At 61.8% G+C, this 23925-nt stretch carries 24 protein-coding genes and 1 tRNA gene; 14 read left to right on the top strand and 11 right to left on the bottom strand.

Annotated features, from left to right (window positions below; translation table 11 throughout):
- The first annotated feature begins 5 nt into the window (after nt 1-5).
- The 5 genes from QX034_RS05265 to QX034_RS05285 all read left to right on the top strand — a co-directional run bounded on the left by QX034_RS05265 (nt 6) and on the right by QX034_RS05285 (nt 5467).
- Nucleotides 6-878: a branched-chain amino acid ABC transporter permease gene (locus QX034_RS05265; protein WP_315704796.1), complete on the top strand. Its 873-nt coding sequence runs from the start codon at nt 6-8 to the stop codon at nt 876-878.
- A complete protein-coding gene (locus QX034_RS05270) occupies nt 875-1855 on the top strand; it encodes a branched-chain amino acid ABC transporter permease (RefSeq protein WP_315704797.1) in 981 nt (326 codons plus the stop codon). Before QX034_RS05265 ends, QX034_RS05270 begins: the two co-directional genes overlap by 4 nt.
- Nucleotides 1852-3375: an ATP-binding cassette domain-containing protein gene (locus QX034_RS05275; protein WP_315704798.1), complete on the top strand. Its 1524-nt coding sequence runs from the start codon at nt 1852-1854 to the stop codon at nt 3373-3375. Before QX034_RS05270 ends, QX034_RS05275 begins: the two co-directional genes overlap by 4 nt.
- Nucleotides 3376-3405: 30 nt before the next feature.
- Nucleotides 3406-4410, top strand: a complete 1005-nt coding sequence (locus QX034_RS05280) for an amidohydrolase family protein (protein WP_315704799.1) — start codon at nt 3406-3408, stop codon at nt 4408-4410.
- Nucleotides 4411-4471: 61 nt separating this feature from the next.
- Nucleotides 4472-5467, top strand: coding sequence for a LysR family transcriptional regulator (locus QX034_RS05285; protein WP_315704800.1), 996 nt, complete (start codon nt 4472-4474; stop codon nt 5465-5467).
- A gap of 8 nt (nt 5468-5475) precedes the next feature.
- Here QX034_RS05285 and QX034_RS05290 read toward each other — a convergent pair whose 3' ends face one another.
- From QX034_RS05290 to QX034_RS05310, 5 genes are all read right to left on the bottom strand, one after another.
- Nucleotides 5476-6573 (bottom strand): hypothetical protein, encoded by a 1098-nt coding sequence (locus QX034_RS05290; RefSeq protein ID WP_315704801.1) that lies wholly within the window; start codon nt 6571-6573, stop codon nt 5476-5478.
- Nucleotides 6574-6888: 315 nt separating this feature from the next.
- Nucleotides 6889-7314, bottom strand: coding sequence for a heme-binding protein (locus tag QX034_RS05295; protein ID WP_315729649.1), 426 nt, complete (start codon nt 7312-7314; stop codon nt 6889-6891).
- Nucleotides 7315-7375: 61 nt separating this feature from the next.
- Nucleotides 7376-8560 (bottom strand): MFS transporter, encoded by a 1185-nt coding sequence (locus tag QX034_RS05300; protein WP_410050922.1) that lies wholly within the window; start codon nt 8558-8560, stop codon nt 7376-7378.
- A 184-nt stretch (nt 8561-8744) separates the two neighbouring features.
- Nucleotides 8745-9407, bottom strand: coding sequence for a glutathione S-transferase family protein (locus tag QX034_RS05305; protein WP_315729651.1), 663 nt, complete (start codon nt 9405-9407; stop codon nt 8745-8747).
- Between the two features lie 36 nt (nt 9408-9443).
- Entirely contained in the window at nt 9444-10925 is a 1482-nt protein-coding gene (locus tag QX034_RS05310) for a carotenoid oxygenase family protein (RefSeq protein WP_315729652.1), read from the bottom strand.
- 542 nt (nt 10926-11467) lie between these two features.
- Here QX034_RS05310 and QX034_RS05315 point away from each other — a divergent pair.
- Genes QX034_RS05315 through QX034_RS05335 form a run of 5 tightly spaced genes read left to right on the top strand, consistent with a single transcriptional unit; the run spans nt 11468 to nt 16581 of the window.
- Nucleotides 11468-12916: an aldehyde dehydrogenase family protein gene (locus QX034_RS05315; protein ID WP_315729695.1), complete on the top strand. Its 1449-nt coding sequence runs from the start codon at nt 11468-11470 to the stop codon at nt 12914-12916.
- Between the two features lie 29 nt (nt 12917-12945).
- Nucleotides 12946-14529 carry an NAD(P)/FAD-dependent oxidoreductase gene (locus QX034_RS05320; RefSeq protein ID WP_315729653.1) on the top strand — a complete coding sequence of 528 codons (1584 nt, stop codon included), beginning with the start codon at nt 12946-12948 and terminating at the stop codon, nt 14527-14529.
- A gap of 37 nt (nt 14530-14566) precedes the next feature.
- On the top strand, nt 14567-14740 hold the full coding sequence (locus tag QX034_RS05325) for a hypothetical protein (protein WP_315732571.1): 174 nt from the start codon (nt 14567-14569) through the stop codon (nt 14738-14740).
- 14 nt (nt 14741-14754) lie between these two features.
- On the top strand, nt 14755-15888 hold the full coding sequence (locus tag QX034_RS05330) for an iron-containing alcohol dehydrogenase (RefSeq protein ID WP_315729654.1): 1134 nt from the start codon (nt 14755-14757) through the stop codon (nt 15886-15888).
- A gap of 30 nt (nt 15889-15918) precedes the next feature.
- Nucleotides 15919-16581 carry a helix-turn-helix domain-containing protein gene (locus tag QX034_RS05335; protein WP_315729655.1) on the top strand — a complete coding sequence of 221 codons (663 nt, stop codon included), beginning with the start codon at nt 15919-15921 and terminating at the stop codon, nt 16579-16581.
- A 340-nt stretch (nt 16582-16921) separates the two neighbouring features.
- Here QX034_RS05335 and QX034_RS33985 read toward each other — a convergent pair whose 3' ends face one another.
- Nucleotides 16922-17263 (bottom strand): hypothetical protein, encoded by a 342-nt coding sequence (locus QX034_RS33985; RefSeq protein WP_409997628.1) that lies wholly within the window; start codon nt 17261-17263, stop codon nt 16922-16924.
- 989 nt (nt 17264-18252) lie between these two features.
- Between QX034_RS33985 and QX034_RS05340 the strand changes: the two genes are divergently transcribed.
- The 4 genes from QX034_RS05340 to QX034_RS33990 all read left to right on the top strand — a co-directional run bounded on the left by QX034_RS05340 (nt 18253) and on the right by QX034_RS33990 (nt 19834).
- A complete protein-coding gene (locus tag QX034_RS05340; RefSeq protein ID WP_315704810.1) occupies nt 18253-18471 on the top strand; it encodes a type II toxin-antitoxin system RelE/ParE family toxin in 219 nt (72 codons plus the stop codon).
- An 11-nt stretch (nt 18472-18482) separates the two neighbouring features.
- Entirely contained in the window at nt 18483-18914 is a 432-nt protein-coding gene (locus tag QX034_RS05345; RefSeq protein WP_315704811.1) for a helix-turn-helix transcriptional regulator, read from the top strand.
- Between the two features lie 4 nt (nt 18915-18918).
- Entirely contained in the window at nt 18919-19542 is a 624-nt protein-coding gene (locus QX034_RS05350; protein ID WP_315704812.1) for a hypothetical protein, read from the top strand.
- Between the two features lie 88 nt (nt 19543-19630).
- The gene (locus tag QX034_RS33990) at nt 19631-19834 is read left to right on the top strand and encodes a helix-turn-helix domain-containing protein (protein ID WP_409997629.1); all 204 of its coding nucleotides are present in this window, start codon (nt 19631-19633) and stop codon (nt 19832-19834) included.
- Here QX034_RS33990 and QX034_RS05355 read toward each other — a convergent pair.
- The 5 genes from QX034_RS05355 to mnmA form a co-directional block, all read right to left on the bottom strand.
- A complete protein-coding gene (locus QX034_RS05355) occupies nt 19792-20451 on the bottom strand; it encodes a hypothetical protein (protein WP_315704813.1) in 660 nt (219 codons plus the stop codon). The two genes, QX034_RS33990 and QX034_RS05355, sit on opposite strands and share 43 nt — an antisense overlap.
- Before the next feature lie 763 nt (nt 20452-21214).
- Nucleotides 21215-21291, bottom strand: a tRNA-Met gene (locus tag QX034_RS05360).
- Between the two features lie 221 nt (nt 21292-21512).
- Nucleotides 21513-21869, bottom strand: coding sequence for a hypothetical protein (locus tag QX034_RS05365; protein WP_315704814.1), 357 nt, complete (start codon nt 21867-21869; stop codon nt 21513-21515).
- Nucleotides 21870-21959: 90 nt separating this feature from the next.
- Nucleotides 21960-22595: a class I SAM-dependent methyltransferase gene (locus tag QX034_RS05370; protein ID WP_315704815.1), complete on the bottom strand. Its 636-nt coding sequence runs from the start codon at nt 22593-22595 to the stop codon at nt 21960-21962.
- A gap of 24 nt (nt 22596-22619) precedes the next feature.
- Nucleotides 22620-23825: a tRNA 2-thiouridine(34) synthase MnmA gene (gene mnmA / locus QX034_RS05375; protein ID WP_315704973.1), complete on the bottom strand. Its 1206-nt coding sequence runs from the start codon at nt 23823-23825 to the stop codon at nt 22620-22622.
- Nucleotides 23826-23925 lie beyond the last annotated feature (100 nt).

Here is a 23925-nt window from a genome sequence, read left to right on the forward strand (position 1 = left end):
TGCGAATGCCTGGTCTCGATGTGATCGTCAATGCACTGATCTCGGGCCTGCTGCTCGGCGGCATGCTGGCGCTGACGGCGCTTGGCCTGTCGATCATCCTTGGCGTCATGCGTCTGGTGAACCTCGCGCATGGCGAATTTCTCGTGGCGGGCGCCTATGCCGGCCTCTTCCTGCTGCAGCGAACCGGCATCGATCCGCTGGCCGGATTAGCGCTGATCGGCCTCATTCTCGCGCTGATCGGCTATCCGATCTATCGCTTCCTGCTGGAGCCGCTGGCCGGCAAGGGATCGGAAGCGGCCATGATGACCATGTTCGGCCTCTCCATCATCCTGCAGAACCTGTTCGTGCTGCTGTTCAGCGCCGACACCCGCGCCATCGAGCGCGATTACGCCACGGTTCCGCTGACGCTCGGCCCGATCAGCGCGCCGCAGATCTACGTGATCGGCTTCGCCATCTCGGCCGCGCTGATCCTGGCGGTGCATCTGTTGATCGCACGCAGCCGGTTCGGCAGCGAGCTGCGCGCCAGCGCCGACCAGCCGCTTGCGGCTGCCATCATCGGCATCAATGTCAGCCGGGTCTATGCCTTGACCTTCTGCCTCGGCACCGCCTGCGCCGGAATCGGCGGCACGCTGATCGGGGTGGCGCTGTCTTTCACGCCGACCAGCGGCGCCACCTATCTGTTGACGGATTTCGCGGTGATCGTGCTCGGCGGACTCGGCAATGTGCTGGGAACGCTGGTCGGAGGCATCGTGCTCGGCGTGCTGCAGAGCGTCGGCGGGCTCACGCTCGGGGACGGCTATCGCGACCTGGTCGGCCTGGTGCTGTTCCTGGCGATGCTGCAGCTCAGGCCGCAGGGCTTCCTCGGGAGCCGCGCATGACCGTGCTGACCACACGCGCTCCCGAGCACAGCCTGCTGCTGCATCATCCGCTTGTCCGCCTCGCCCTCGCCGGCATCTTCTTCGCGGCGCTGATGGTCGCGCCTTCGATTCTGCCAACCTATTTTGTCGAGATCGGCTTCAAGCTGCTGCTCTATATCGTGCTGGCGGAAGCGTGGAATCTGCTTGCCGGCTATGGCGGGCTGGTGTCCTTGGGAAGCTCCTCCTTCTTCGGCCTTGGCGCCTATGTCACGGTCGGGCTGCTCAATTACGCCGATAGCGGCATCGCCTTGGCGCTGGCTGCCTCGGCGGTTGCGGCCATGGCACTCGCGCTTGTGATGTCGCGCGGTCTGTTTCGGCTGCGTGGACTCTATTTCACCGTCGGCACCTTGGCGCTTGCCGAAGCGCTGCGGCTGCTCGTCGTCAATGTGCCCTGGTTCGGCGGCGCTACCGGCCTGTTCGTCAGCGCCGATTTGCCCGATATCACAGCGTTGTTTCGCGACACCGCGCTGCTGCTTGTCCTCGCCTCGCTGGTTATGACCTTGGCAACCGGCTCTCGCTTCTCGGTACTGCTGCGGGCGGTGCGCGACGACGAGGACGCCGCAAGCCAGGTCGGCGTGCGTGCGTTCCGCGTCAAGCTCGCGGCGTTCACTGCGGCCAGCGCGCTCGTCGCAATTGCCGGGGGTCTTCAGGCGATCAAGCTCGGCGCCATCGAACCCTACGGCAGCTTCGGCCTGCAATGGTCGGTCGATCCGCTCGCGATCGTGATCATCGGCGGACTCGGCATGCGCTTCGGCGCCATCATCGGCGCAGTCTTCTTCGTCGCCATCGGCGAGCTGCTCGCCGACTACCCAGAGCTCCATGTCGCGATCACCGGAGTCATTCTCATCATTCTGATCCGCTTCGCGTCGCGCGGACTCTGCGGCCTCGTCGAAGCCGCGCTGCGGCGCGCCGGCCCCACCAGGGCTGCGAGCTCATGACCGTCGCCACCAATACGACTCCGCTGCTCGACGCCGTCGGTCTCGGCAAGCGCTATGGCGGCCTCGTCGCGATCGAAAGCCTGGATATCAGGCTCGAAAAGGGTCGCGTGCTCGGTGTGATCGGCCCGAATGGCGCCGGTAAGTCGACCCTGATCGGGCTGCTCGGCGGCGCCATTTCCGCGAGTGCAGGACGCATCGATTTCGAGGGCCGCGACATCACCGGTCTGCCCGCCTCCGAGCGAGCGCGGAGCGGCATCGGCCGCACCTACCAGATCCCCCGCCCCTTCCTCGACATGACCGTGGAGGAGAATCTCGCCGTCGGCCAATTCTCGCTGACCCCGTTCATCGCCACCTCGACGGCCGCGGCCGAACGGCGCGACATCCTCGACCGCTGTGGGCTCGGCGGTGCCGCCCACGTCAAGGCCCGCGATCTGCCGCTGCTCCGGCGCAAGCGCCTCGAAGTCGCCCGCGCGCTAGCGCTCAAACCAAAGCTGTTGCTGCTCGATGAGGTCGGTGCCGGCCTGATCGACAGCGAAGTCAGCGAGCTGATCGCCCTGATCCAGTCGCTGAACGACGGCGAGCGCTCGATCATCGTCATCGAACACGTGATCCGGATCGTGAAGGAGTGCTGCGACGATCTTATGGTCATCAACTTCGGCAAGCTCCTGGCGAGGGGGCCGACCACCGACGTGCTGGCGAGCGACGATGTCGCCGCGATCTATCTCGGCACCAGCCATGGCGCCGCCCCCAAGACCTCCTCTTCAGAGACGCCGCGCGCCAACGTCATTGCGTCGACGGCAGGCGCTGAGCCGCTGCTTGCACTCGATGGCGTGTACGCGGGCTATGGCCAGGCTCGGGTGATTCATGACCTCAGCCTGTCGGTGATGCCGGGTCAGGTCGTGGGCATTCTCGGCAGCAACGGCGCCGGCAAGACCACCCTCGCTCATGTGATCAGCCGCGCCTTGCCAATCACTGCCGGCCGGATCCGATTCGATGGCGAGGACATCACACGCTTGCCGCCGCATGCGGTGGCGGCGCGCGGCATCGCCCATTGCATGGAGGGGCGGCGCATCTTCGGCTCGTTGTCGGTCGAGGAAAATCTGCTGGTGGCTGCACGCCGCGCCGACACAGCAGAACGCAAGGCGCGTCTGGCGCGCGTCTACGCCCTGTTTCCGGTGCTCGCGGAGCGGCGTAACGCGCCGGGCACCTCGATGTCGGGCGGCCAGCAGCAGGCCTTGGCGATCGGTCGCGCGTTGATGGCCAAGCCGCGGCTCGTTATTCTCGACGAGATCAGCCTTGGTCTCGCGCCGGTCATGATGGACCGCCTGTATGCGGCGCTTGCCGAGCTCAAGCGCGAGGGGCTGTCCATGCTGGTCGTGGAGCAGGATATCGAGCGCGCGCTCGACCTTGCCGATGTCGCCCACATCATCAACAAGGGACGGATTACTCTGTCCGGCCCGCCGGCCGTCCTGCGTGCGGACGAGCGGCTGCGTCATCTTTATTTCGGGACCGAAGAATGAGCGGCCGGACAGCGTCGCAAGGAGCGTGACATGAAAAAGATTGCCGTCGAAGAAGCCTTCGTCACCGCCGAGATCGCCGCAGAATGGACGAAGGTGCTGGCGCGCTCAGACGTCGAACCAGGCTTTGCCAAGATGGGCGAAAGCATCCTGGCCGACACGCCCGGCAACGCGCTGCTGCATGGACGCCTGGTTGACATCGGCAAGGGCCGGATCGCGCATATGGACGAGGTCGGCGTCGACATGCAGGTGCTCTCCTTGACGTCCCCCGGCGTCCAGGTGTTCGCGCCCGATCTCGCCGTACGGCTCGCAGCCGACGCCAACGACGCGCTCGCCGAAGCAGTGCGCGCTGCACCGACGCGGCTGGCCGGACTGGGCGCCATCGCGCCGCAGGATCCCCCCGCGGCCGCGCGCGAGATCGAACGGATCAAGTCGCTCGGCCTGCGCGGCCTGATCGTCAACTCCCACACGTTCGGCGAATATCTTGACGCGCCCCGCTATGTCCCGATCTTCGAGGCGATGGAGGCGACCGGCCTGCCGATGTACTTGCATCCGCGCGAACCTGCACCCGGAATGGTTCAGCCGTTCCTCGATTACGGCCTTTATTTCGCCGGCTGGGGCTTTGCGGCGGAGACCGGCCTGCACGCCATGCGGCTGATCATGTCCGGCAGCTTCGCTCGCCATCCGAAGCTCAAGATCATTCTCGGCCATATGGGCGAAGGCATCCCGTTCTGGCTGCAGCGCATCGACAATCGCTATCTCCTGCAGGTGAAGATCGGCGCCGTCGAAAAGCTGCCCCGGCTGCCGAGCGAGTACTTCCTGGACAACTTCGTGATCACAACGGCCGGGGTCACCTCCATGCCCGCGCTTCGGCTGTCGATCGACGTGCTCGGAGCTGAACGCATCCTGTTCGCTGCCGACTTTCCTTACGAGGATGATGCTGAGGCGCTCCGCTTCCTCGAAGGAGCTGCGCTCACGCAGCGCGAGCGCGAGCTGATCGCATACCAGAACGCCGAGCGCCTGTTCGCGCTCTCCTGAGCGGACCGGCCGCACATCTCGGCGGGCGGCCGACCTACGAATCCTCGTCAGCGGAGGGCCCATGCGGTGCCATAGACTGGACCTGAACCTGCTGCTGGTCCTCGACCTGCTGCTCAAGCTGAGGAACGTCAGCCGGGTCGCCGAGACACTCAACCTGACTCAGTCCACGATCAGCAGCGCACTGGCGCGGTTACGCAGTCACTTCGATGACGACCTCCTGATTCAATCCGGCCGCGAGATGCTGGCGACCCCGTTCGCCGCGCAGATCGCGGACTCGGTCGATCAGTTCGTGGCGCGCGCCCGTACGATAGCGCTGGCGCGCGCCGAGTTTACGCCGGAAACCGCAGAGCACGACTTCGCGGTCGTCGCGTTGGATTACGTAGCCGGTATTCTCTTGTCCAATCTCATCAAGCGGGTCGCCCAGGCTGCGCCGGGTATTTCGATTTCCCAACTGCCGCTTCCGGACACGCGTGAGCGTGCGTCCGCCGCTGAATTCGATGTTTTCATCGGCTCCAACGTTCCCTTCCATGCCGCCGTCAACACCAGCGTGCTATGGGAGGAGCGGTTCGTTCCTGTTGTCTGGGCCGGCAATACGGCGGTGGTGGACCCCGTCTCGCTGAACGCGATTGCGGCCTTCACCCACGTTTCTGTTGCACTCGACGAGCGCTTGAGCGTCCGCATCGTCGATCAGTTCTTCCAGTCCGTGGGGATCCGGCGGACGAAAACGATCCGCCTGCAGAGTCTCCTGCTGGTGCCCGAGTTCATCGTCGGCACGCCGTATATGGCGATCCTGCCGTTGCGCCTGGTCCTGTCTCGCGCGCAAGGGCTGCCGCTTCGTATTCTGCAGACCGACTTCGAGCTCCCAACCATCACCGAAAGGCTGCAGTGGCCCGTGCATCTCGACAAGGATCCTGCCAATATGTGGCTGCGCGAGATGATCCAAACCTCGGCGGCCGACGTGGAGGCACGATGGCCCGTTTGCGCACCAGTCTGCCCACCCTTGTCCGGAGCGGCGCTGCGTGAATATCGCAGCGCCGCTTCGAAGCCAGCCACGTGAGCAATGAACTAGAACTTCACGGTGATACCGCTATAGACCGTCTTTTCCGTGCAGGAGTTCGTGCTTTGGCCGGTCGCGGCGACAGTGCACACGCCGGGCATGGCGTTGTGGTCGAGACCGAACTTGTTCTGCCAATACCGGTAGGCAACCCAGACATCCACCAGATGCGAATATTTGGGACCCATCATTGCCTTGCTGGCATCGAACGTCAGCCTGACAGGCTCGCTGTTGAACTCGACGGCGCTGGCCGTGCTGAACCGTCCAGCGCCTGAGAGTGCCGGCAGGCCATTCGAATCCCCTTTGGTCCCATACCAGCCGGCGCGTCCGCTGATCGAGAAGAATTGCAGGGACGGCGGCAGGAAACCCAGGTCCATGTAATAATTGGCTTCCACAGCCCATGTCGGGTGGTAGCTGACATTGCCGGTGGCGTTACAGCTGACGCCGGCAACCTGCCCGCCTGCAAAGGCGGTTCCGCACTGAGTAAACGCGTTGTGGTTGGAGAATTCCCAGGACACCAAGGGCGCGACGTTGAAATAGCCCTTATACGGCAAGTCAAACGCAAATTGGAGCCCGGCAACGGCCTCGCGCTTGGCCGGCGCGAGGAAGATGTTGTCAGTCTCGACGTCCGCGCCGATCTCGAAGGACACGTCGTGCAACGGTCCAACACTGAAGGCATTGGTGTTGAATATCTGATTCCAACCGAAGGTGCTTCGGAACAAGCCGTAGAACTCGGTCCCCCCCGCGCAATCTCCCGGCGTGAAATTGACCGTGACGCCAGCATTGATGCAGGGCGACGCCGGGTCATTGTGACCCGACTTGAGCATCATGATGTTCACGAAGTTGGTGCCGTAGGCCCATGCGTCGAAGTGCGTGAACGCGTAGACCTGCTTCGCGGTCGTGCCGTTGACCGTTCCGTTCGGGTTGACGCTGAACTGGCCGGGGGTTGTTCCGCTCGGCATCCATGAAAAGGTCGCTCGATTGTCGACGACGAAGAAGAACGGTTGATCCGGCGGCGGGTTTGCCATGACAGCCAAGTCCGCAGCATTGGCAACCACACCCAGCTGAACGATGATGACAGACGCAAGCAAGTGGCAACGAAATGCCATATATCCTCCCCCATTTTTTGTTTTCGGCGGCTGTGATCCTCTTCGGGATACTGGCCAACCGCGCTCTCTGAAGAGCTTGCATAAACATCGCGATCCTGGAGAGTTGGCGCTCTCCGAACAAACGAAATCGATCGATACGAGCTATTGTCGTTCTTGATAGCATCCCATCGATTGGCTCCCGCACGCGTTCCTTCAGCAGGTCACGCCGCGCAGAGACCACCGCTGCAACATCCCGTACGACCGATGGTCGCGACTGATAATTAGTCGGCGGAACGACGAATTATCGAGGATTTCTTTGATGATATATGGACCAGCCTAAGTCAGGCTTGCCACGGCACTGAGCGCAACGATCTCGTCCTGCTTACCGGTCCCGCCGCTGGTGCCGATCGCCTCGATGATCTTGCCGTCTTCTACGATCGGGACGCCGCCCGGCACTGCGACGAGTCCCGGCGTGAGCGTCGTGATATAGACACGCCCTGCTTCCACCAGATCGAAGAACGCCTTTGTCGGGCGTCGAAATCGAGCCGCCGTACGCGCTTTCTCGATCGCGATCATCCATGACGCAAGGTGCGTGTCGTCCATTCGCTCGAGATAGACGAGGTCGCCATTTGGGTCGGTGATTGCGATCGAGAATGTCCAGCCGCGTCTCGTCGCCTCGTTGACGGCTGTTCCTGCCAGCTCCTTGGCGCGCGAAAGTGTGATCGGGACGCCGTAAGCCAGCGGGCGCGTCTGTTCGGACATGAAAATCGACCTGCTTTGTTTTGAACTCTCGAGTGCGCGTCACATCTTCCTTGTGCGGACTTCAGGCGGAAAGACGTGCAGACAGATCCGCTGACCGCGTCTCGACGCCGCTGGTCCGCAAGTGCACGCCGACGAAGCATGCAGCCGCTCCCCATGCCAGCATCGCCGCGGTGATACCGAGCGCCGGATAGCCGAAGCCGGTCACAACGCTGCCTCCGAGAAACGGCCCGATCGCGGTGCCGATCATCATCATCGCCGGCGTCAGCGCCGCCATGTGACCGCTGCGATCGAGCTTGGCGATCAGGCCGAACATGAAGACATGGGAAAATACGACAAGAAAGACCGGTGTCGAGGCTGCTATCGCATAGACGGCGAACAACGTGGCGTGGGTGATGATCAGTGATGCGCAGCCGTGCAGGAACATGCCACAGGCGGCCACGTGGGTTGGCGACAGACGTCCTTGAAGGAGCCCGGCGAGAGCGGGAGCGGAAAGATTGATAAAGGCTGCTATTGCAAGCATCGTCGCGACCGACGCGGCAGGAAACCCATCATAGGAGCCGACACGCTCGATAAAGCTGAAAATGGCCGACTGCGCGGAGGTCAGCAGCACAACGCCCAGGAAGGCCATCACGCGAGTATCGAGCGGGCTCCGCTCGGGTTCCCCCACCACAGCCAATGTCACACTCTCCAGCTTGTGCGGAAAGGCGATCGCGCTGAGAACCGAAGCCGCCAGCATCAAGGAGCCCAAGACGATAAAGACAGCGGCAACGCCGCTCTGGGTCATCAAATGAGGAACGACAGCGAAGAACGGGATGCCGAATGCACCCACGCCGACGTTGACCAGCGCAAAGAGCCGATGCGGATTGCGGCTGCGGCCGATCGTGCCGTGCACGCAAGAGAGCCCTGCCCCAGCGCCAAGCCCGGCAAGGAGGTGCAGAGGCGTAAACACCAGGAGCCCATCGAGTTGCGCCATTGCCAGGAAGCACCCGGCCGCGACAGCAAAGCCGAGACCCGCCACCAGCCTGCCGTCGACCCGATCGAAGCGCGGTCCCAAGATCAGATTACTGGCGAGAATGCCCGCGATATAGAGGGTGACAAGCAACCCCGCTTGTTGTGACGTAAAGCCATGCGACTGGACTAGACCGCCGACCCATAGCGGCAAAACGACAAGATCCGCGAGCCCCGCCACATGTGATACCAGGAGGACGGCGCGACCTGGCCATGTCTCGCTTGTGGTTTTAATCATTTTCCTTCCCCGATCGTTTTTGTTCGTTTGTATCGAGCTTTTTGTTTTACCGGACAGATCTCCGAAGAGGCAAATCGTCCATCGTACCCAGTTGCACAGCCCCCCTGCGCAAAACCACCGCGACCCGTGACGACTGGAATTCCCTATCCGCGTCTCACGACCAAGTCTTGCTGGCTGCTCCGCGTCAAACAAACATCCGCAGCATCTCAAGCGCCGTTTCGGGACGTGGGATCTTGAAGCTGACGTCCTTCCAGTCCGCGACCGCGGGACGATCGAGACATTCGCGCAGCCAACGCTGCATGGACGGCCAGGCTTCGATATCAATGCCGGCGAGCGGGAGAAGCGTCATGACCGATGCGACGTTCAGGTCGGCAACGGTGAAGTGCTCATTCACAAGATAAGCCTGCCTCTGCAGATGCGTGTTGAGAACGCCCCAGGGTCGTGCAAGCTTGCCGAGAGCGATTTCGACCTCGGCCTCACGTCGCGCACTCGCAGGCTCGAACAAAACTCGGTTGGCCGCAGCCAGCAGCAGCGGCTTCTCGATTTCGGTGATGACCCAGAAGCTCCACTGCGTCGCGAGTGCCTCCTCCTCCATCGTGCGAGGTGCGAGCGGTCCGCCATACTTGCGTGCGAGATAGAGATTGATCGCAAGCGACTCGCACAGTCGAAGGCCGTCGTCGTCCAGCGCGGGGACACGGCCATTGGGATTGATGGCGAGAAACTCCGGGGTGCGCGTGCTGCCGTCCTGAAAATTGGTCGGCACATTCTCCCATTCCAACCCGAGTTCCCTGAGCATCCACGCGTTCCGGAGGGCCCGCGAATGCAACGATCCATAGAGCGTGATCACCTTAAAACCTCGATGCTGCAGATATCGATGAGCGCGTCACAGGGACCGCTCAAGCGCCGTTTGGCTGACCCAGGTGCCGTGGAAACCTTCGTGCACGCGGCAGGGAAATTTCACGATGGCAACAGGTCCGCGGCTCAGATGCAGGGCGTCGAGGATCACAAGATCAGTCCGGTTCTCCGCTCTTCGGCCGACCATTGACAGCAACCAGCCGTCGCCCTCTTTGGCATCCGCGCTCCTGGGCACGAAGTAAGGCTCCTCGGGAGAGGAGTCGGGTCCTGCATAATAAAAATCCAGTTTCCCGCTCGCCTCGTCGAAGTGACCCAAACACGTGAAGGGCGGCCCCTTCGGGCCAAACGGCAGCATGGGTCCGAGCTTCGGATTGTTGGTTCCGAACCAGTAATGCCGGGCGCGGCTCATCGCGAAGCGGGGATCGATCACCGGCATCTCGCCAATGTGCTCGATGAACCGTGTAATCTCGACGCGGTCGGCTTCGCTCGCGAGATCGACGACCCAGCGCTCGCCAAATGGCGGCAACTCGTGAGCATTAGGGTTGTGCAGGTCCGGAAACTGGCTCAGCCAGCCGGACTCGGTCACGAAATGATCGAGAACCAGCCTGCTGCCATCTTCCCAGGCGTTGAAGCTGTGCGTCTGCATCGCCGGCTTCGGCGCGGTGAACCAGCGGATCGCGCTGACGCCCTGCTCACGCGGGATCACGCCGATATAGGTCTTTCGATGACTGTCCCAATGCCAATACGACTCGCCGCGCTGGACGCGCTCCCAATCGCACACCATCGGACAGATGACGAAAGCGATGTAGTTTCGCGAGACCAGGAAGTCATGCACCATCGAGCAGTATGGCGCCTTGAAGCGCTCGGTGCGAGTGAAGCAGCCTTCGCGATCAACCCTGTAGAGCTCGATTTCGTCGCTCGCCACACCTTCGCAATTGTAGGCGAACGCAATACATTCGCCAGTCAAGGGATCGAACTTCGGATGAGCCGTGAAAGTGCGGCTCTTCAGCTGGCCGGCGAAATTGCTCTCCCCGCGGGTTTCCAGGGTGAGCGGATCCAGCTCATACGGCCTGCCCGATTCCTTCAGGGCGTACAGCTTGCCGTGGTGCCACATCACGGATGTGTTCGCGGTGTTGGCGTTCTCGCCCGCAACTTCGGGGGAATCCGTGAACGGATTGCGGTAAGCCCCGAACAGCGCTCGCCTGGCCGCCCGCTCCAGCTCGAACTTGCGCGTGCGCACGTAGCGCGTGGTGAGATCGGCGTGCCCGCGCTCGAACCGCACCATGTGCACCATGCCATCGCCGTTGAGGAAAATGTCGCGGCCGTGCAGCGGCGGATAGGCATGATCCGCGCTATTGCGGTAATAGACGCCTTCGAGTTCGGGAGGAATGGCGCCGACGACTTCCAGATCGTGAACGCTGCCTTCGATCCGAACGGGCGCAGCATAACCCTGAAAGACAATATCATCCGGAAACTGCAGGCCCTCCGCCAGCCGCACATGTTCGTTCATTTCGAGTTCCTTTCACAACGAGATCGGGACAACGCGGGAGGGATCATCGAAGCCGGTGTCCGATCATTCCATGATCGGGCCGGTCATCGACGTCGCGCACAGCTGGGCCGCCGCCCTGCAAACACGCCAGGAACGCTCTGCTTGGTTTCCTGAAGTTTCATCCGCCTCACATGCGGGAGATAACCGCTGAAGACGGCAGCCGAGAGCCCATCCGAATTGTCAGTCGCGCGGGCCACGACGGCATCGACACCACCCAGGCGAAGCATCCCTCCATCGACCACTCTTATGTTTCTATTTTTCGAATACGTACTCTATGGATGGTCCCTCAAACCACAAAACGGATTGTATCGATGAGATGTATCGACATTCTCGATACTAACCCGTTCCGCAGAGTGGCGCCGGATCACAGATCCAGACCGTGTTCTTCGCTTTTCACGATCTTCAGTTTGACAGCCCGTCATTTTCGAGAGTACTCTCAAAAACAACAAGCGCGGACTTGGTTGACGGGACCAGATCCGACGCGGCGGTTTTGGGAGGAAAGCATGCTCAAGGCATCATTGATTATCGACGGCGCAGAGCGGCCCGGCGCGGCCGGGCAGTTCGAGAGGCGCAGCGCGATCAGCGGCGATCTGGTCACGGAAGCAGCCGCAGCGACGCCCGAGCAGGCCATTGAGGCCGTCGCGTCCTGCGCGGCGGCCTTCCCCGCCTGGGCTGCCACGGCACCAGCAGCAAAACGCGATATTCTCCTGAAGGCTGCAGCCCTGCTCGAAGCGCGCACTGACGAATTCAGGGACGTCATGATCGGCGAGACCGGAGCATCGAAGTCCTGGTACGTGTTCAACGCGAAACTTGCCGCCGGCATGTTGCGGGAAGCCGCCGGTCTCACCACCCAGGTGAAGGGAGAGATCATTCCGAGCAACAAGCCAGGAATGTTCTCGATGGCAGTACGACGTCCGGCCGGTGTGGTGTTGGCGATTGCGCCGTGGAATGCGCCGGTGATCCTGGCGGTCCGTGCGGTTTGCACGGCCATTGCTTGCGGCAACACGGTCGTTCTCAAGGCCTCCGAGCTCAGTCCCGGGACCCAGTTCAAGCTCGCACAGGTGATGCACGATGCGGGACTGCCTCCAGGCGTGCTCAATTTCATCACGCACAAGCCGCAGGATGCGGGAGCCGTCGCGGAGGCGATGATCGCGCATCCGGCCGTGCGCCGCGTCAACTTCACCGGTTCGACGCGAACCGGCAGGATTGTCGCCGAAACCTGCGCCCGCTATCTGAAACCGGCACTGCTCGAACTCGGCGGCAAAGCTCCGATTCTTGTGCTGAAAGATGCGGATATCGACGCCGCGGTCGCAGCGACTGCGTTCGGCGCCTACATGCACCAGGGCCAGATCTGCATGTCGACGGAGCGCGTGGTTGTCGATCACACCGTCGCCGACGAATTCGGCGACAGACTGGCGGCCAAGGCCAAAACTCTGGTCGCGGGCAATCCGTTAACCAGCGATGTCCCGCTCGGCGGATTGATTTCCGTCCAGTCCGTCCATCGCGTGCAGGCGCTGATCGCGGACGCAGTCGGAAAGGGGGCGAAGCTGCTCGCCGGTGGCGACGCGGACGGCCCGCTGATGAATGCGGCGCTGCTCGATCACGTCAGGCCCGGCATGGACATTTACTACGAGGAGTCCTTCGGACCGGTAACGACGATCGTGCGCGTCAATGACGTCGAGGACGCCATCCGCGTCGCCAACGACACCGAATATGGCCTTTCCTCTGCGATCTTCACCCGAGATGTCGGCCTCGCAATGGCGATCGCGCAGCGGCTCGATTTCGGCTGCTGCCATATCAACGGACCGACCGTCAATGACGAAGCGCAGATGCCGCTCGGCGGCATGAAGGCCAGCGGCTATGGCCGGTTCGGCGGCGCGCCGGGCATCCACGAGTTCACCGACGTGCAGTGGATCTCGGTCGAGGATCCCAACCAGCACTATCCGATCTGACCCTTGGCCGCGATCGCGAGGAACATCAAATGTCGAAGAGCTATGACATCGTGGTAGTCGGATCCGGCCACAACGGCCTGACGACCGCAGCCTATCTGGCCAAGGCAGACCTCAGCGTGCTCGTGCTGGAAAAGAACGACTGGCTCGGTGGCGGCGTGGTGACCAAGGAAATCCTGGCTCCCGGCTTCAAGTTCGATCTGCATTCGTCGTTGCACGTCAACATCCAGGCCAATCCTCTGATCAGGAATGACGAGCTGAAGCTGCAGTCCAAATATGGCTTGAAATATCTCTACCCTGATGCCGTCTATTCGACGATGTTCGAAGACGGCTCTTCGCTGATCACCTACAAGGATGTCGAGCGGACCTGCGAGAGCATTGCCAGGATCTCGCCCAGGGACGCCGATGCCTACCGCCGCTTCGCGGCGATGAGCATGAAGATCGTGCCGATGGTGACGCAGAGCCTGTTCACGCCCGCGCCGCAGCAAGGGCCCTTCTACGCCCTGCTCGACCAGAGTCTCGAAGGACAGGAGATCTTCCGCGCCCTGCAGATGAGCAAGCTCGACATCTGCCGCGAATGGTTCGAGAGCGACAAGCTGATCATTCATCTGCTCAAATTCGCCGCGGAGACGCTGACGGCGCCGGAGGAGATGGGCACCGGGTTCATCCTCTACACCATGCCCGGCATGGTCCATACCTATCCGATCGGCGTGCCGGTAGGCGGCAGCGGCGCGCTGGTCGATGCATTGGTCGCCTGCCTCGCGGATCACGGCGCAGAGTTTCGCACGGAAGCGCCAGTTGAAAAGGTGCTGGTGCAAAACGGCCGCGCCACCTGCGTCCGTTTGGCATCCGGCGAGGAGATCACAGCGCGCGTCGCCGTGATCGGTCAGATTCATCCCTGGCTGATCGGCGATATTGTCGAGAAGGTGGCGCCGGACGTCGCCGCCCGCGCCAGGCGGGTCAAGACCGGCGCCTTCTCCATCATGCCCCAGCATCTCGCGCTCAACGAGCCGCCGAAATACAAGGCCGGCGCGGACGCAGGGCGCGTGATCTTGGCCAATTATGCGCCGCCCACGCTCGAGCGATTCCTGCGCGTCTTCGACAATTATCGTTACGGCGACATGTGGAACGAAGGATCGACCGACACCATCCTCGCCTCGCATATGCAGTGCCAGTTCGACGAAACCCAATGTCCCCCGGGCAAGGCCGCGATCACCGTCTATGGCTTCGGTCCGTTCGAGCTGCGGACCGGCGCGGCATCCTGGGATGAGCGCCAATGGGAAATCGGCGACTGGCTGCTTGAGCGTTACCGCGAATATGCGCCCAACGTCACCCGTGAGAACATCATCGGCCGCCGTTTCGATACACCATTGGAGGTGTCACGGCATTCGTCGATGTTCCAGAAAGGCGACGTGAGCGGGGCCGGCGAATATCTGCACCAGATCGGCGGCCACCGCCCCAATCCCGAGCTCGCGAAACTGAAGATACCGGGGATCGAGAACCTCTATCTCACGGGGACCGCGATCAATGTCTCGAGTGTCAGCGGTGCAGGCCGCGCGACCGCGATCAGGGCATGCCAGGATCTGAAGATCAACTTCGAGCGTCTGATCGGGTGAACTGATGCGGATCTTCACACCCGAAGGGACCGAGCTGATGACGATCACCAGCGTCGAAGCGACGAAGGATGGGATTGTCGTCGGCGGCACCATCATGGGTGCCATGCCGATGAAGGGCGTGCTTCGCGGCGACGAGCTGCGGGCCGGCTACAGGTTTCTGAGCTGGGCTCTTGTCATGAGAGGATTGCGTATGGTCTTCAGCGGAAAATGATCACCAGCCCGCACATGATCGCATCATTGCAGCTTCCGCGCACCGTGTTCGGTGCCGGCGCTCTATCCTGCCTTGACGAGGAGCTCGGTCGTTTCGGCATGCAGCGGCCGATGCTGGTGACCGACCAAGGGATCGTGACAGTCGGCGTGGTCGAACGCGTCAACGCCGTGCTCAAGCAGCGCACCGTCGCGGCAATCCTGAACGACGTCACCGAAAATCCGCTGTTCTCGGACGCCGACCGGGGTGCGGCGCTCTACCGGACAAGCAACTGCGACGGTGTGATTGCGCTCGGCGGCGGCTCGGTGATCGACACTGCAAAATATATCGCGCTGCTCGCCACCAACCCTGGCACCGTCAGCGCCTATGCCGGCAATCCCGCGGCGAAGCCTCGACGATGCGCCCCGCTTGCGGTCATTCCAACCACAGCCGGCACCGGAAGCGAGGCGTCGCCGGATGCTGGCATCCACCCGGATGCCGCGACCGCCTCGACGGGAATGAGCTCACCCGCCATCGTGCCGCATCTTGCAGTGCTCGATCCGGAGCTGACATTGACGTTGCCATCCCGGCTCACCGCGGCCACCGGTATCGACGCGATCTCGCACTGTGTGGAAGGCTATCTTTCCAGCCGAATGTCGCCCTTTGCCGACGCGCTCGCATTGGACGGCATCCAACGAGCAATGGCGGCCATCCGAGATGCGACCCAGCGCGGAGACGATGTTCGCGCGCGATCGGAGATGATGGCTGCTGCCTATGCGGGCGGCGTGGCCATCGGCATGGGCCTGGGGCCGGCCCATGCCATCGCGATCACCTGCGGCGACCAGGGCTTCCATCATGGCCTGTTGAGCGGCATCGGCCTGGTCTGCTCGTTGGATTTGGTCAGCCGTCACGCCCCCAATCGGGCCGCGGCCATTGCGCAGGCGCTGGGACTGTCCCCCGGCGCGTCGCTTTCCGCGGCAATCGCGGACTTGATGCGGGCGCTGAACCTGCCGGCGACCTTGGTCGAGCTTGGCTACAGGGCGGTCGACGTCTCAGCTCTGGGCTCGCGCGCACATGCGAGCCCGTTCAACCTGACCGCACGCTACCACCCGTCTGCGGCGGAATATACGGAGATGATTCAGCGCTCATTGGATGGGGTGATCGGTGTGTGACGTCCGCCTGATTATGCTATCGTGCACCGAATGAGCACGCATCCGACCCGCACGAAAAAAAACCGTCACTTCCAGGACGCAAGTCAGGACGACACCAAGCGCCTGCGGACGCGGGCGTTGATATTGGATACGGCGATTGCTGTCCTGGCCAAGAAGGGACTCGAGCGAACTTCGATTCTGGAAGTGGCAGAACAGGCTGGGCTTTCCAACGGAAGCTTCTATTACCATTTTCGCAACAAGGCGGAGCTGATCGAGGCAGTCGCCGGTGCTGTCGCCGCCGCACTGGTGCGCGAGGTCGACGAGGCCATTGCCGGGGTCGAACAGGGCACGGAACGTGTGGCGCTCGCAACGATGCTGTTCATCGAACGTGGCCTTCAGGATCCCACATGGGGGCGCCTGATCGTCAACGCGCTTGCGGAGCTCGGAGAGTTTCGCGAGCAGATCTTTTCCGGCATTCGCAAGGATGTCCGGATTGGAATCAAGCAGGGCTATTTCAAGACCGCCGACTCCCCTGCCCTCTACGCGATGTTGTTGGCGATCGTGGGCGCAGCCATGCGCGAAGGCCTGGGCCGGCCGGATAAATCGATTCCCGCTATGGCAGCCGAAGCAATCCTGCGTGTTCTGGGCGTCGAGGCAGCCAAGGCGGGGTTGATCGTCGCGCGCCTCCGGACCGGAAATGCAGGACGAGCGTAGTTTTGTAAGTGCAGATTGCTAGGCCGCCTCCAGCGACCTGCGCGCAGAGATCTGTCCCTCATCATTCATTCGCGCGAACCCGCGGGTCGCGCAGCGACTGCAGCAGCAGACTCATCCCTCACGACGCTCAATGGAGAGCGCGGTGTCTTCCCACCGCTGCGTACTGGGGGTGCCGGCAATACGCCTTAACAGTGAAACCGGACGCTTCGACTGCGCCGGAGAAATCGTCTGCTTATCCTCCGTTCTAGACTGAAGTGAGGGTCGGCCTCCCCGCAATTCAGTCCGTGGCCGAGTGTGTGATTTCGGGATTTCTGTCGCGAGGTCGATGAGGGCACCTACTCTACGCGCCATATGTTTGCTTGATGGAAACAAGCACCGATCCCCAGTAATGTGGACGACTATCTAAGCGAGCACGTTGGCGCCCCTTTCCGGACCGCTTTCTGGCCTGCTCCACTATCTCGGCTGGCCAGCGCCCATTCTTCACGTCCTGAAGCACAGCCGTCCTCACTATTTGTCTCACTTCAATAAGGGCCCTGGTCTGGGGCTGCTCGGACAGCGAAATCAGGCTGAGTTCCCGTATCAAGCTTGGCTCGACGATGCGCCGCGCATGAATGCCGCTTTTCAAGAGATCGCTGCCCACGGTTGACCTTGCTAGAATGGCGCATCCCAGGCCGGCCTCCAGTGCTGTGCATGATGTTCAGCGAATCGATCTCTAGCTTTGGGCTCGCCTTGATCTGGTTGCGAAGGATCTGTGTTTGAATGATTGCACGCGATGTCGGCGGCGTCAGCCCGAGCACCGCGCCTTGAGGTATGTCCGCGAAGGCGACAGGCGAACCGGATGACGCCGCTTCGTGTTCACGTGGGCGCTCATCTACACCGCAGCAACGATAGTGATGGCCTTTCAGACGAGCTCTGAGGGCCTGCTCTTTTGGCGTCTCATTGCGGGGATCGGATTGGGCGTCGAGGCGGTGCCCCTAAGCGCAAGCCGTCAGATGTCTAGGCGACGGCGTCGAAAGGATCTCTGCGGGGCCGGCGGGGTGCCGAAGCCGAAAGTGTGAAATGGTTCACGGCGGTGGGAAATCGCTCACGGCGAGCGCGTCGGATGTAAGATCGTTCATGGTGCGAAACAGATTGCGCCGTCTCCGACTACACAGCGCTACCCGAAACTTCCTCGATCAGAGGAGTTGTTTGCGACTACCAGGAATCGTGGATGTTTTGTACGGGTCGATTTTCTTGGGTCGATTTTCCTGGGCTTGAAATCGTGAAAATCTCAACGAATTCAAATGGTAGCGGGAGGCGCTACCTGCATCCCCCCGACCGCCCCCACTGATTTCCTACCCGAATTTATGGTTTCGGTGGCGTGACAGGCACCTTCATCCCGGCCGCAAACCCCAGCAAAAACAGACACGCGCCGGCGGCCGCCAAGGCCGCAAACGGGCCTGCGGAAAGTCCCGTGCCGAGGATAAACGCGCCCGCCCCCATTATGAGACAAAGCGCAAGGCCGGTCGCCGGCCTTTCAGCTTTCGTTTCCATGGTGCGACCTTACCATGCTCGCAGCCCCTATGAACTTTCCTGCGCACCTCGGCGCATATATCGCTATTAGCAATTGACAAAAATATTGCTATAAGCAATATTCACACCATAAAAACGATCGCTTACACCCTCACGGCAATGACCGCCCTTAAGCGCCATGCCAACAGAGCTAAGCTGATCCGGTCTAAGATCGAGCAGTATGCCGCAAACCCGGCAGCCCAAGCCCGCAACGTCAAGGCGCTGGTCGGAAGCGATCGTTTGCGGTTGCGCGTTCAAGACTTTCGCATCTTGTTTACTGAGACTGCCGACACCATCACCATTCACGATATCGGCCCGCGTGGCGGGATTTATGACTAAGGACAACCGACATGCCCGTGATGACCAAAACCCCGCAAGGCGATGACATCGTGATCTTGTCCCGCAAGGAATACGATCAACTGGTTGCCGCAGCCAATGAAGACGCCGCCGACGCGGAAACCCTGCGCCGCTCGATCGCCCGCGTTGAGAGCGGCGAGGAAGAAACCTTTAGCAGCGACGAGGTTGACGCGTTCCTTGCGGCGAAAACGCCGCTCGCATTCTTCCGCAAAAAGCGCGGCTTGAGCCAAGATGAACTGGCTAAATGCGCGGGCATCACGCAAGGCTATCTGTCCGAGATCGAGGTCGGGCGCAAGAGCGGCGACGTTCAAACGCTGCGCAAGCTGGCGAACGCGCTGAAAGTGACGCTCGATAGTTTGGTGCCCGACGAGCCGAGCGAGGAAGACGCACCGCGCCCGCGCGCGAAAAAGCGCAAGGCCTCCTGAGGCAATGAACTTTGACAGACTGGCAGGCCTCGCAAGCGCGGTCGGGATATTGTTAATCCTGACGATAGTCATTGCTGGGGCAGAGCCGGGTTTTAAGCTCAAGGACTGGCAACCGCTGATGGCGGCGATCATCGCGCTTGGCGCGGGAACGCTCGCCTACCGTGGTGCGATGGCAAAGGTCAATTTCGGCAGGGAAAAGGAACAGCGTGACACGGAACGAAAGAAGCTCGGCCTCTATTTGAGGCTTCGCCATGCCGCCGAAAAGCTCCGGGAGGAAGCCGATAATGTCGTCCAACGGCTCGGCTTCAATATGTGGTCCGCCCATCGCAAAGTGAGCACACCACAGATCCAAATGACCGATCGAGCCGACTTCGACGAGGCCTGGAACCATCTTGAGATGTTTCCAGCCACGTTGAGTTTTGACCTTGATTTGATTCGCTCTGAACTTCCGCGCGCTTTGAAATTGCTGAAGTCGATTCCAGAAACCGACACCGCGGAAGTCCCTATCACTGGTTTCGGGGATTTTCACCCCCTCGGCGAGTATCGCACAATTGCGGAAAAGATCGTTAAAGCCGCCGACCGAATCGTCCAAAAGCTGGACAGTGAAATTGTGACGTTCAGGACTTAGGTTTTGATCGACCTCTGAATCTCATGGTCCAACCACTTGCAGTTAATGTCTAAGCAAGCGGGGGACGGCCGATTTCGCAAAAGCACTGCTGCGAAAACGCCGCTCGCATTCTTCCGTAAAAAAACGCGGCTTGAGTCAAGATGATCTCGCCAAACGCGCGGGCATCACGCAAGGCAATCTGTCCGAGATCGAGGTCGGGCGCAAAAGCGGCGACGACGGCGACCTTTGCGCGATCGGGCTCGCAGTGTCTCAGTTCACCCAATTCGTAAGAGCAGTTTTGACGATGTCGTAGAGGAGCGCGGCCGCCAGCGAACCCATTATTGCCAACCACCAGCCCCGTTGACGGATTCGAGGTGTGCCCCGGACACTTTCAATCTCAACTTTCGGGAAAACCCATCTGGCGTAGGAAAACAACACCCGAAAGATCTGCAATGAGAGAAAGAAAGCGTACACATAGACCGCCGCGCTCACCATGGACGGCATAGTCATAGGGAGTGACTTGCTCAAGCGATAGTCCAACCAAATCGCGATTGGCAGACCCAAACAAAACAGAAGCAAGTCATAAACTCCCGCGCGGTGTAACCAATCATGTCCAGCCTTTCGCTCTTTGAAAAACGACTCTAGCTTCGCGTTCGATGCGACAAACCAAGAGTAATTGTCCGCTGAAACTTCATAGTTGCTTTCGTTCGGCGTCGGCAACGTTGGAAGCCTCTGAAAGTCGAGCAGCGGCGATGCTGTAAAATCCAAGAACAGAATAATCTTGCAGATCGGATCTAGGCCTAAAACAGCCAGCGGAACCGTAGCGGTCGAAAAAAATATTGACCGGATATCGTGCGGAAGATTTCCCTCTTCGAGGAACGCCTCATTATTTTCGTAAAGAGATTCGTCCTCGACTCTCGCAATTGTCATCGACGTAACAAAGGACCCGAACACCTTTTCTTTCGAGCCTCAAACTCAGTCTGCCCCTCGTTTGGCAGCAATGCGAGATGGCCGATAACTTTGTCTCGGTATTCGATCTGCTGATCGTTTATCAGTCGGTAGAGGCGCCTTAAATCACCTCGCTGCAAACGAGTAGCTGCGATCGAACGCTTTGCTCCGTGATTGCGCCAAGCCTCCGGTACCTTAAAGGCGTTATCTGTCGCCCGAAGCTCCTCCCCCAAATGCAAAGTTGCTGGGAATGCAGAACGCAAGCCAGTCACTTGTCAATGGTTCCCGCTAACAATAGGAAGGGCCAAAGCGCCCGAAATCTGCCCAGACACATCAAGGGACTCCCAAAACAACAATGAAAACAAACCACTAGTACAGGGTCTCACCTACCTTCACACGGGACAGGTCCAAGGTTCGATCCCTTGTGCGCCCACCATTTAAGTCCGCTGATTTCAAACGGATTTCTCTTACTTGCACCCAAGAGCGCTCACCCGCTACAAAGCCGCAATCGCCACCTTGGCCGAGGAGTTGGCCCAGGGCGACGCCGAGCTCACCGCCGGCGCATTCGCTGTGATCCGCGAGCTCGTGACTGCGATCGTTGTGCATGCTGCGCCGAGCGACGCCGGCGGGGACGGCAAGGAAAAGGCCGAGGGACGGCGGGTCAGACTCGACATCAAGGGGCGCTTGGCCGCGATCTGCGGCAATCCAGAGATGTTCCCTAATATATCGGTGTCGGGGGGATTGTTGGTAGCGGGGGAGGGACTCGAACCCCCGACCCCAGGATTATGATTCCCGTGCTCTAACCAGCTGAGCTACCCCGCCACGGCGTTCGGCAGAGGTCCGTAAAGGGGTCAGAAGACCGCGGACCGCATTGCGAACGCGCGGCATATAAGGAGCCGGTCCGGCCCCTGTCAAGCAAACGTCGCAGGTGCAGCAAGAAGCTTCCGTTCGGCGCGTCGCGTCATAACCTGAGACGGGTTGGGTCGACTGCGGCGACACCCGCCGCCTGCTGCGCTCGCCGGCGCACGCGACAGCCATCCAGTTCACTTCGGCTGCACGTTGGGATTGCCGCCGGGGCTGCCGGGCGGCGGGATCACCGGCGTCGTGCCGCCTTCCGGGGTGGGCGCATGCATCTGCGGATCGACGCCCGATGGCGGACACAGCACGCCATTGGTCTTGGCAAGCTTCTCACCCAGAGGTTCCCCGGATTGACCGGTGGTGATGCCGTCTGGCGTCGGCATCGCCCGCGCGTTCGGCGCGCAAGCGGCGTTCTGATCCGGGGCCGGCGCAGGCGCTGTGGCCTGCGGCGGCGTAGCCGGGGTTGGCGGCGCTTGGGCGTGAGCCGCGGCGGCGGCCGTCGCAAGCACGAAGGAAACCACGAATGACTGCCTGATGCTCATGGCTCGGCAACGCCGGCCCTGCCATGTCGTTCCGCCGATGGCGTCATCTTGGCAGACGGAACCGCCCGTCCCTGCGCTACGTGGGGCCCGTCAGCCCTTGCGGTAACGGATCAGCGAGAAATGTCCGAGCGGCGGCATCGGCCGGCGCTCGGATAACGCTACGCCGCCATGCTTCGCGGCCCAATTGGCGAGCCGCGCCCAGGGGAATTCTGGCCGCCAGCCGAGCCGCCGCGCGATCGGCGCAAACGCCAGTTCGAACAGACGCCGCGGCCCCTTCTCGGCCCCGATGTGATTGACCAGGATCAGTTCGCCACCGGGCTTGAGCACACGGATGAAATCGTCGAGCGTGGCTTCGGGATCCGGCACCGCGGTGATGACATACTGCGCCACCACCGCATCGAAGAAATTGTCGGGGAAGGCGAGGTGCTTCGCATCCATCACCGCAAGCACTTCGACATTGCCGAGCTTCAGCTCGCGCACGCGCTGCTGCGCCCGCCGCAGCATCGGCTCGGAAATATCGACGCCGCAGATCCTGGTCGTGCGCGCGTAATCCGACAGCGACAGCCCGGTGCCAACGCCGACGTCGAGAATGCGGCCACCGATCCGATCGGCCTCCGCAATGGTCGACTGCCGTCCCTGCGCAAACACCTTGCCGAACACCAGATCATAGATCGGCGCCCAGCGCTCATAGGCCTTTTCGACCCCGGCGCGGTCGATGTCCCCCATGCCCCTCTTACCCTGACTTGATGATCAGCCGCGAACCGCCTCGGCGATGCGCTGCGGCCCCGTATGGCGGCCTGCCGCCTGTGACGATACCTTTGACTTGGCGTCGGCACTCTGGATGAAGCCGCCGCCGAGCACGCGCGCACGGCCGGACGGCGCATCGTAGAACACGCACGCCTGGCCCGGCGAGACGCCTTCTTCACCCGCGACCAGTTCGACCTCGTAGTGGCCGTCGGCGCCGCGCAGCCAGGCCGGCTGCGGCGGACGGGTCGAGCGCACCCGCACGAACAGTTCGAGCCCGTCGCGCACGGCGGCATCGAGCGCACCGTCGCCGATCCAGTTGACCTCGCGCAGCACGATGCGGTGGGTACGCAGCGCCTCGCGCGGACCGACCACCACGCGCCGGGTCTGCGCATCGAGGCGCACGACGTAAAGCGGCGCTCCCTTGGCGATGCCGAGTCCCTTGCGCTGGCCGACGGTGAAATTGGCAATCCCAAGATGAGTGCCGAGCACGCGCCCTTCGAGATCGACGATCTCGCCCGGCTCCATCGCGTTCGGCCGCAGCCGCCCGATGATGTCGGTGTAGCGGCCGGTCGGGACGAAGCAGATGTCCTGGCTGTCGTGCTTGTCGGCGACCTCGAGCCCGAACCGCCGCGCCAATTCGCGCACCTCCGGCTTCGTCATGTCGCCGAGCGGAAAGCGCAGGTAATCGAGCTGCTCCTGGGTGGTCGCGAACAGGAAGTAGCTCTGGTCGCGATCGGCATCGGCGGCGCAAATCAGCGCACGCGATCCATCGGCCAATCGACGCGAGGCGACGTAATGGCCGGTTGCCAGCACGGAGGCGCCGAGTTCGCGAGCAGTGGTCAGGAGATCGCCGAACTTGATGGCGCGGTTGCATTCGATGCACGGCACCGGCGTTTCGCCCGAGGCATAGCTGGCGGCAAAATTGTCGATCACCTGCTCGCGGAAGCGATCCTCATAATCCAGCACGTAATGCGGAATGCCGAGCCTTGCCGCGACATTGCGCGCGTCGTGAATGTCCTGGCCGGCGCAGCAGGCGCCCTTGCGGTGGGTCGCCGCGCCATGGTCATAAAGCTGCAGGGTGATGCCGACCACGTCGTAGCCTTCGGACTTCAACAGCGCGGCCGTCACCGACGAGTCGACGCCGCCGGACATGGCGACGACCACCCTGGTGTCCTGCGGACGGCCTTCGAGATCGAGACTGTTGAGCATGGTCAGGTCACTGCGATGGACCACGTCGGAATTCCCGACGATCGGGAACTCTCTGCTGGCCCGTTATGCGGTCAAGCCCTTTGCGCGATGTCCGGGCGGA

This window comes from Bradyrhizobium sp. SZCCHNR3119 (assembly GCF_032487775.1).
Classification (GTDB): domain Bacteria; phylum Pseudomonadota; class Alphaproteobacteria; order Rhizobiales; family Xanthobacteraceae; genus Bradyrhizobium.

Excerpts from the sequence above, each read along its gene's own strand:
- QX034_RS05335 (WP_315729655.1), top strand. The coding sequence starts at position 15,919 with ATGAGCACGCATCCGACCCGCACGAAAAAAAACCGTCACTTCCAGGAC.
- QX034_RS05345 (WP_315704811.1), top strand. The coding sequence starts at position 18,483 with ATGCCCGTGATGACCAAAACCCCGCAAGGCGATGACATCGTGATCTTG.
- QX034_RS05340 (WP_315704810.1), top strand. The coding sequence starts at position 18,253 with ATGACCGCCCTTAAGCGCCATGCCAACAGAGCTAAGCTGATCCGGTCT.
- QX034_RS05265 (WP_315704796.1), top strand. The coding sequence starts at position 6 with ATGCCTGGTCTCGATGTGATCGTCAATGCACTGATCTCGGGCCTGCTG.
- QX034_RS05300 (WP_410050922.1), bottom strand. The coding sequence starts at position 8,560 with ATGATTAAAACCACAAGCGAGACATGGCCAGGTCGCGCCGTCCTCCTG.
- QX034_RS05280 (WP_315704799.1), top strand. The coding sequence starts at position 3,406 with ATGAAAAAGATTGCCGTCGAAGAAGCCTTCGTCACCGCCGAGATCGCC.
- QX034_RS05290 (WP_315704801.1), bottom strand. The coding sequence starts at position 6,573 with ATGGCATTTCGTTGCCACTTGCTTGCGTCTGTCATCATCGTTCAGCTG.
- QX034_RS05310 (WP_315729652.1), bottom strand. The coding sequence starts at position 10,925 with ATGAACGAACATGTGCGGCTGGCGGAGGGCCTGCAGTTTCCGGATGAT.
- QX034_RS05270 (WP_315704797.1), top strand. The coding sequence starts at position 875 with ATGACCGTGCTGACCACACGCGCTCCCGAGCACAGCCTGCTGCTGCAT.
- QX034_RS05330 (WP_315729654.1), top strand. The coding sequence starts at position 14,755 with ATGATCGCATCATTGCAGCTTCCGCGCACCGTGTTCGGTGCCGGCGCT.
- QX034_RS05320 (WP_315729653.1), top strand. The coding sequence starts at position 12,946 with ATGTCGAAGAGCTATGACATCGTGGTAGTCGGATCCGGCCACAACGGC.
- QX034_RS05325 (WP_315732571.1), top strand. The coding sequence starts at position 14,567 with ATGACGATCACCAGCGTCGAAGCGACGAAGGATGGGATTGTCGTCGGC.
- mnmA (WP_315704973.1), bottom strand. The coding sequence starts at position 23,825 with ATGCTCAACAGTCTCGATCTCGAAGGCCGTCCGCAGGACACCAGGGTG.
- QX034_RS05350 (WP_315704812.1), top strand. The coding sequence starts at position 18,919 with ATGAACTTTGACAGACTGGCAGGCCTCGCAAGCGCGGTCGGGATATTG.
- QX034_RS05295 (WP_315729649.1), bottom strand. The coding sequence starts at position 7,314 with ATGTCCGAACAGACGCGCCCGCTGGCTTACGGCGTCCCGATCACACTT.
- QX034_RS05355 (WP_315704813.1), bottom strand. The coding sequence starts at position 20,451 with ATGACAATTGCGAGAGTCGAGGACGAATCTCTTTACGAAAATAATGAG.
- QX034_RS05315 (WP_315729695.1), top strand. The coding sequence starts at position 11,468 with ATGCTCAAGGCATCATTGATTATCGACGGCGCAGAGCGGCCCGGCGCG.
- QX034_RS05365 (WP_315704814.1), bottom strand. The coding sequence starts at position 21,869 with ATGAGCATCAGGCAGTCATTCGTGGTTTCCTTCGTGCTTGCGACGGCC.
- QX034_RS05275 (WP_315704798.1), top strand. The coding sequence starts at position 1,852 with ATGACCGTCGCCACCAATACGACTCCGCTGCTCGACGCCGTCGGTCTC.
- QX034_RS05285 (WP_315704800.1), top strand. The coding sequence starts at position 4,472 with ATGCGGTGCCATAGACTGGACCTGAACCTGCTGCTGGTCCTCGACCTG.
- QX034_RS05370 (WP_315704815.1), bottom strand. The coding sequence starts at position 22,595 with ATGGGGGACATCGACCGCGCCGGGGTCGAAAAGGCCTATGAGCGCTGG.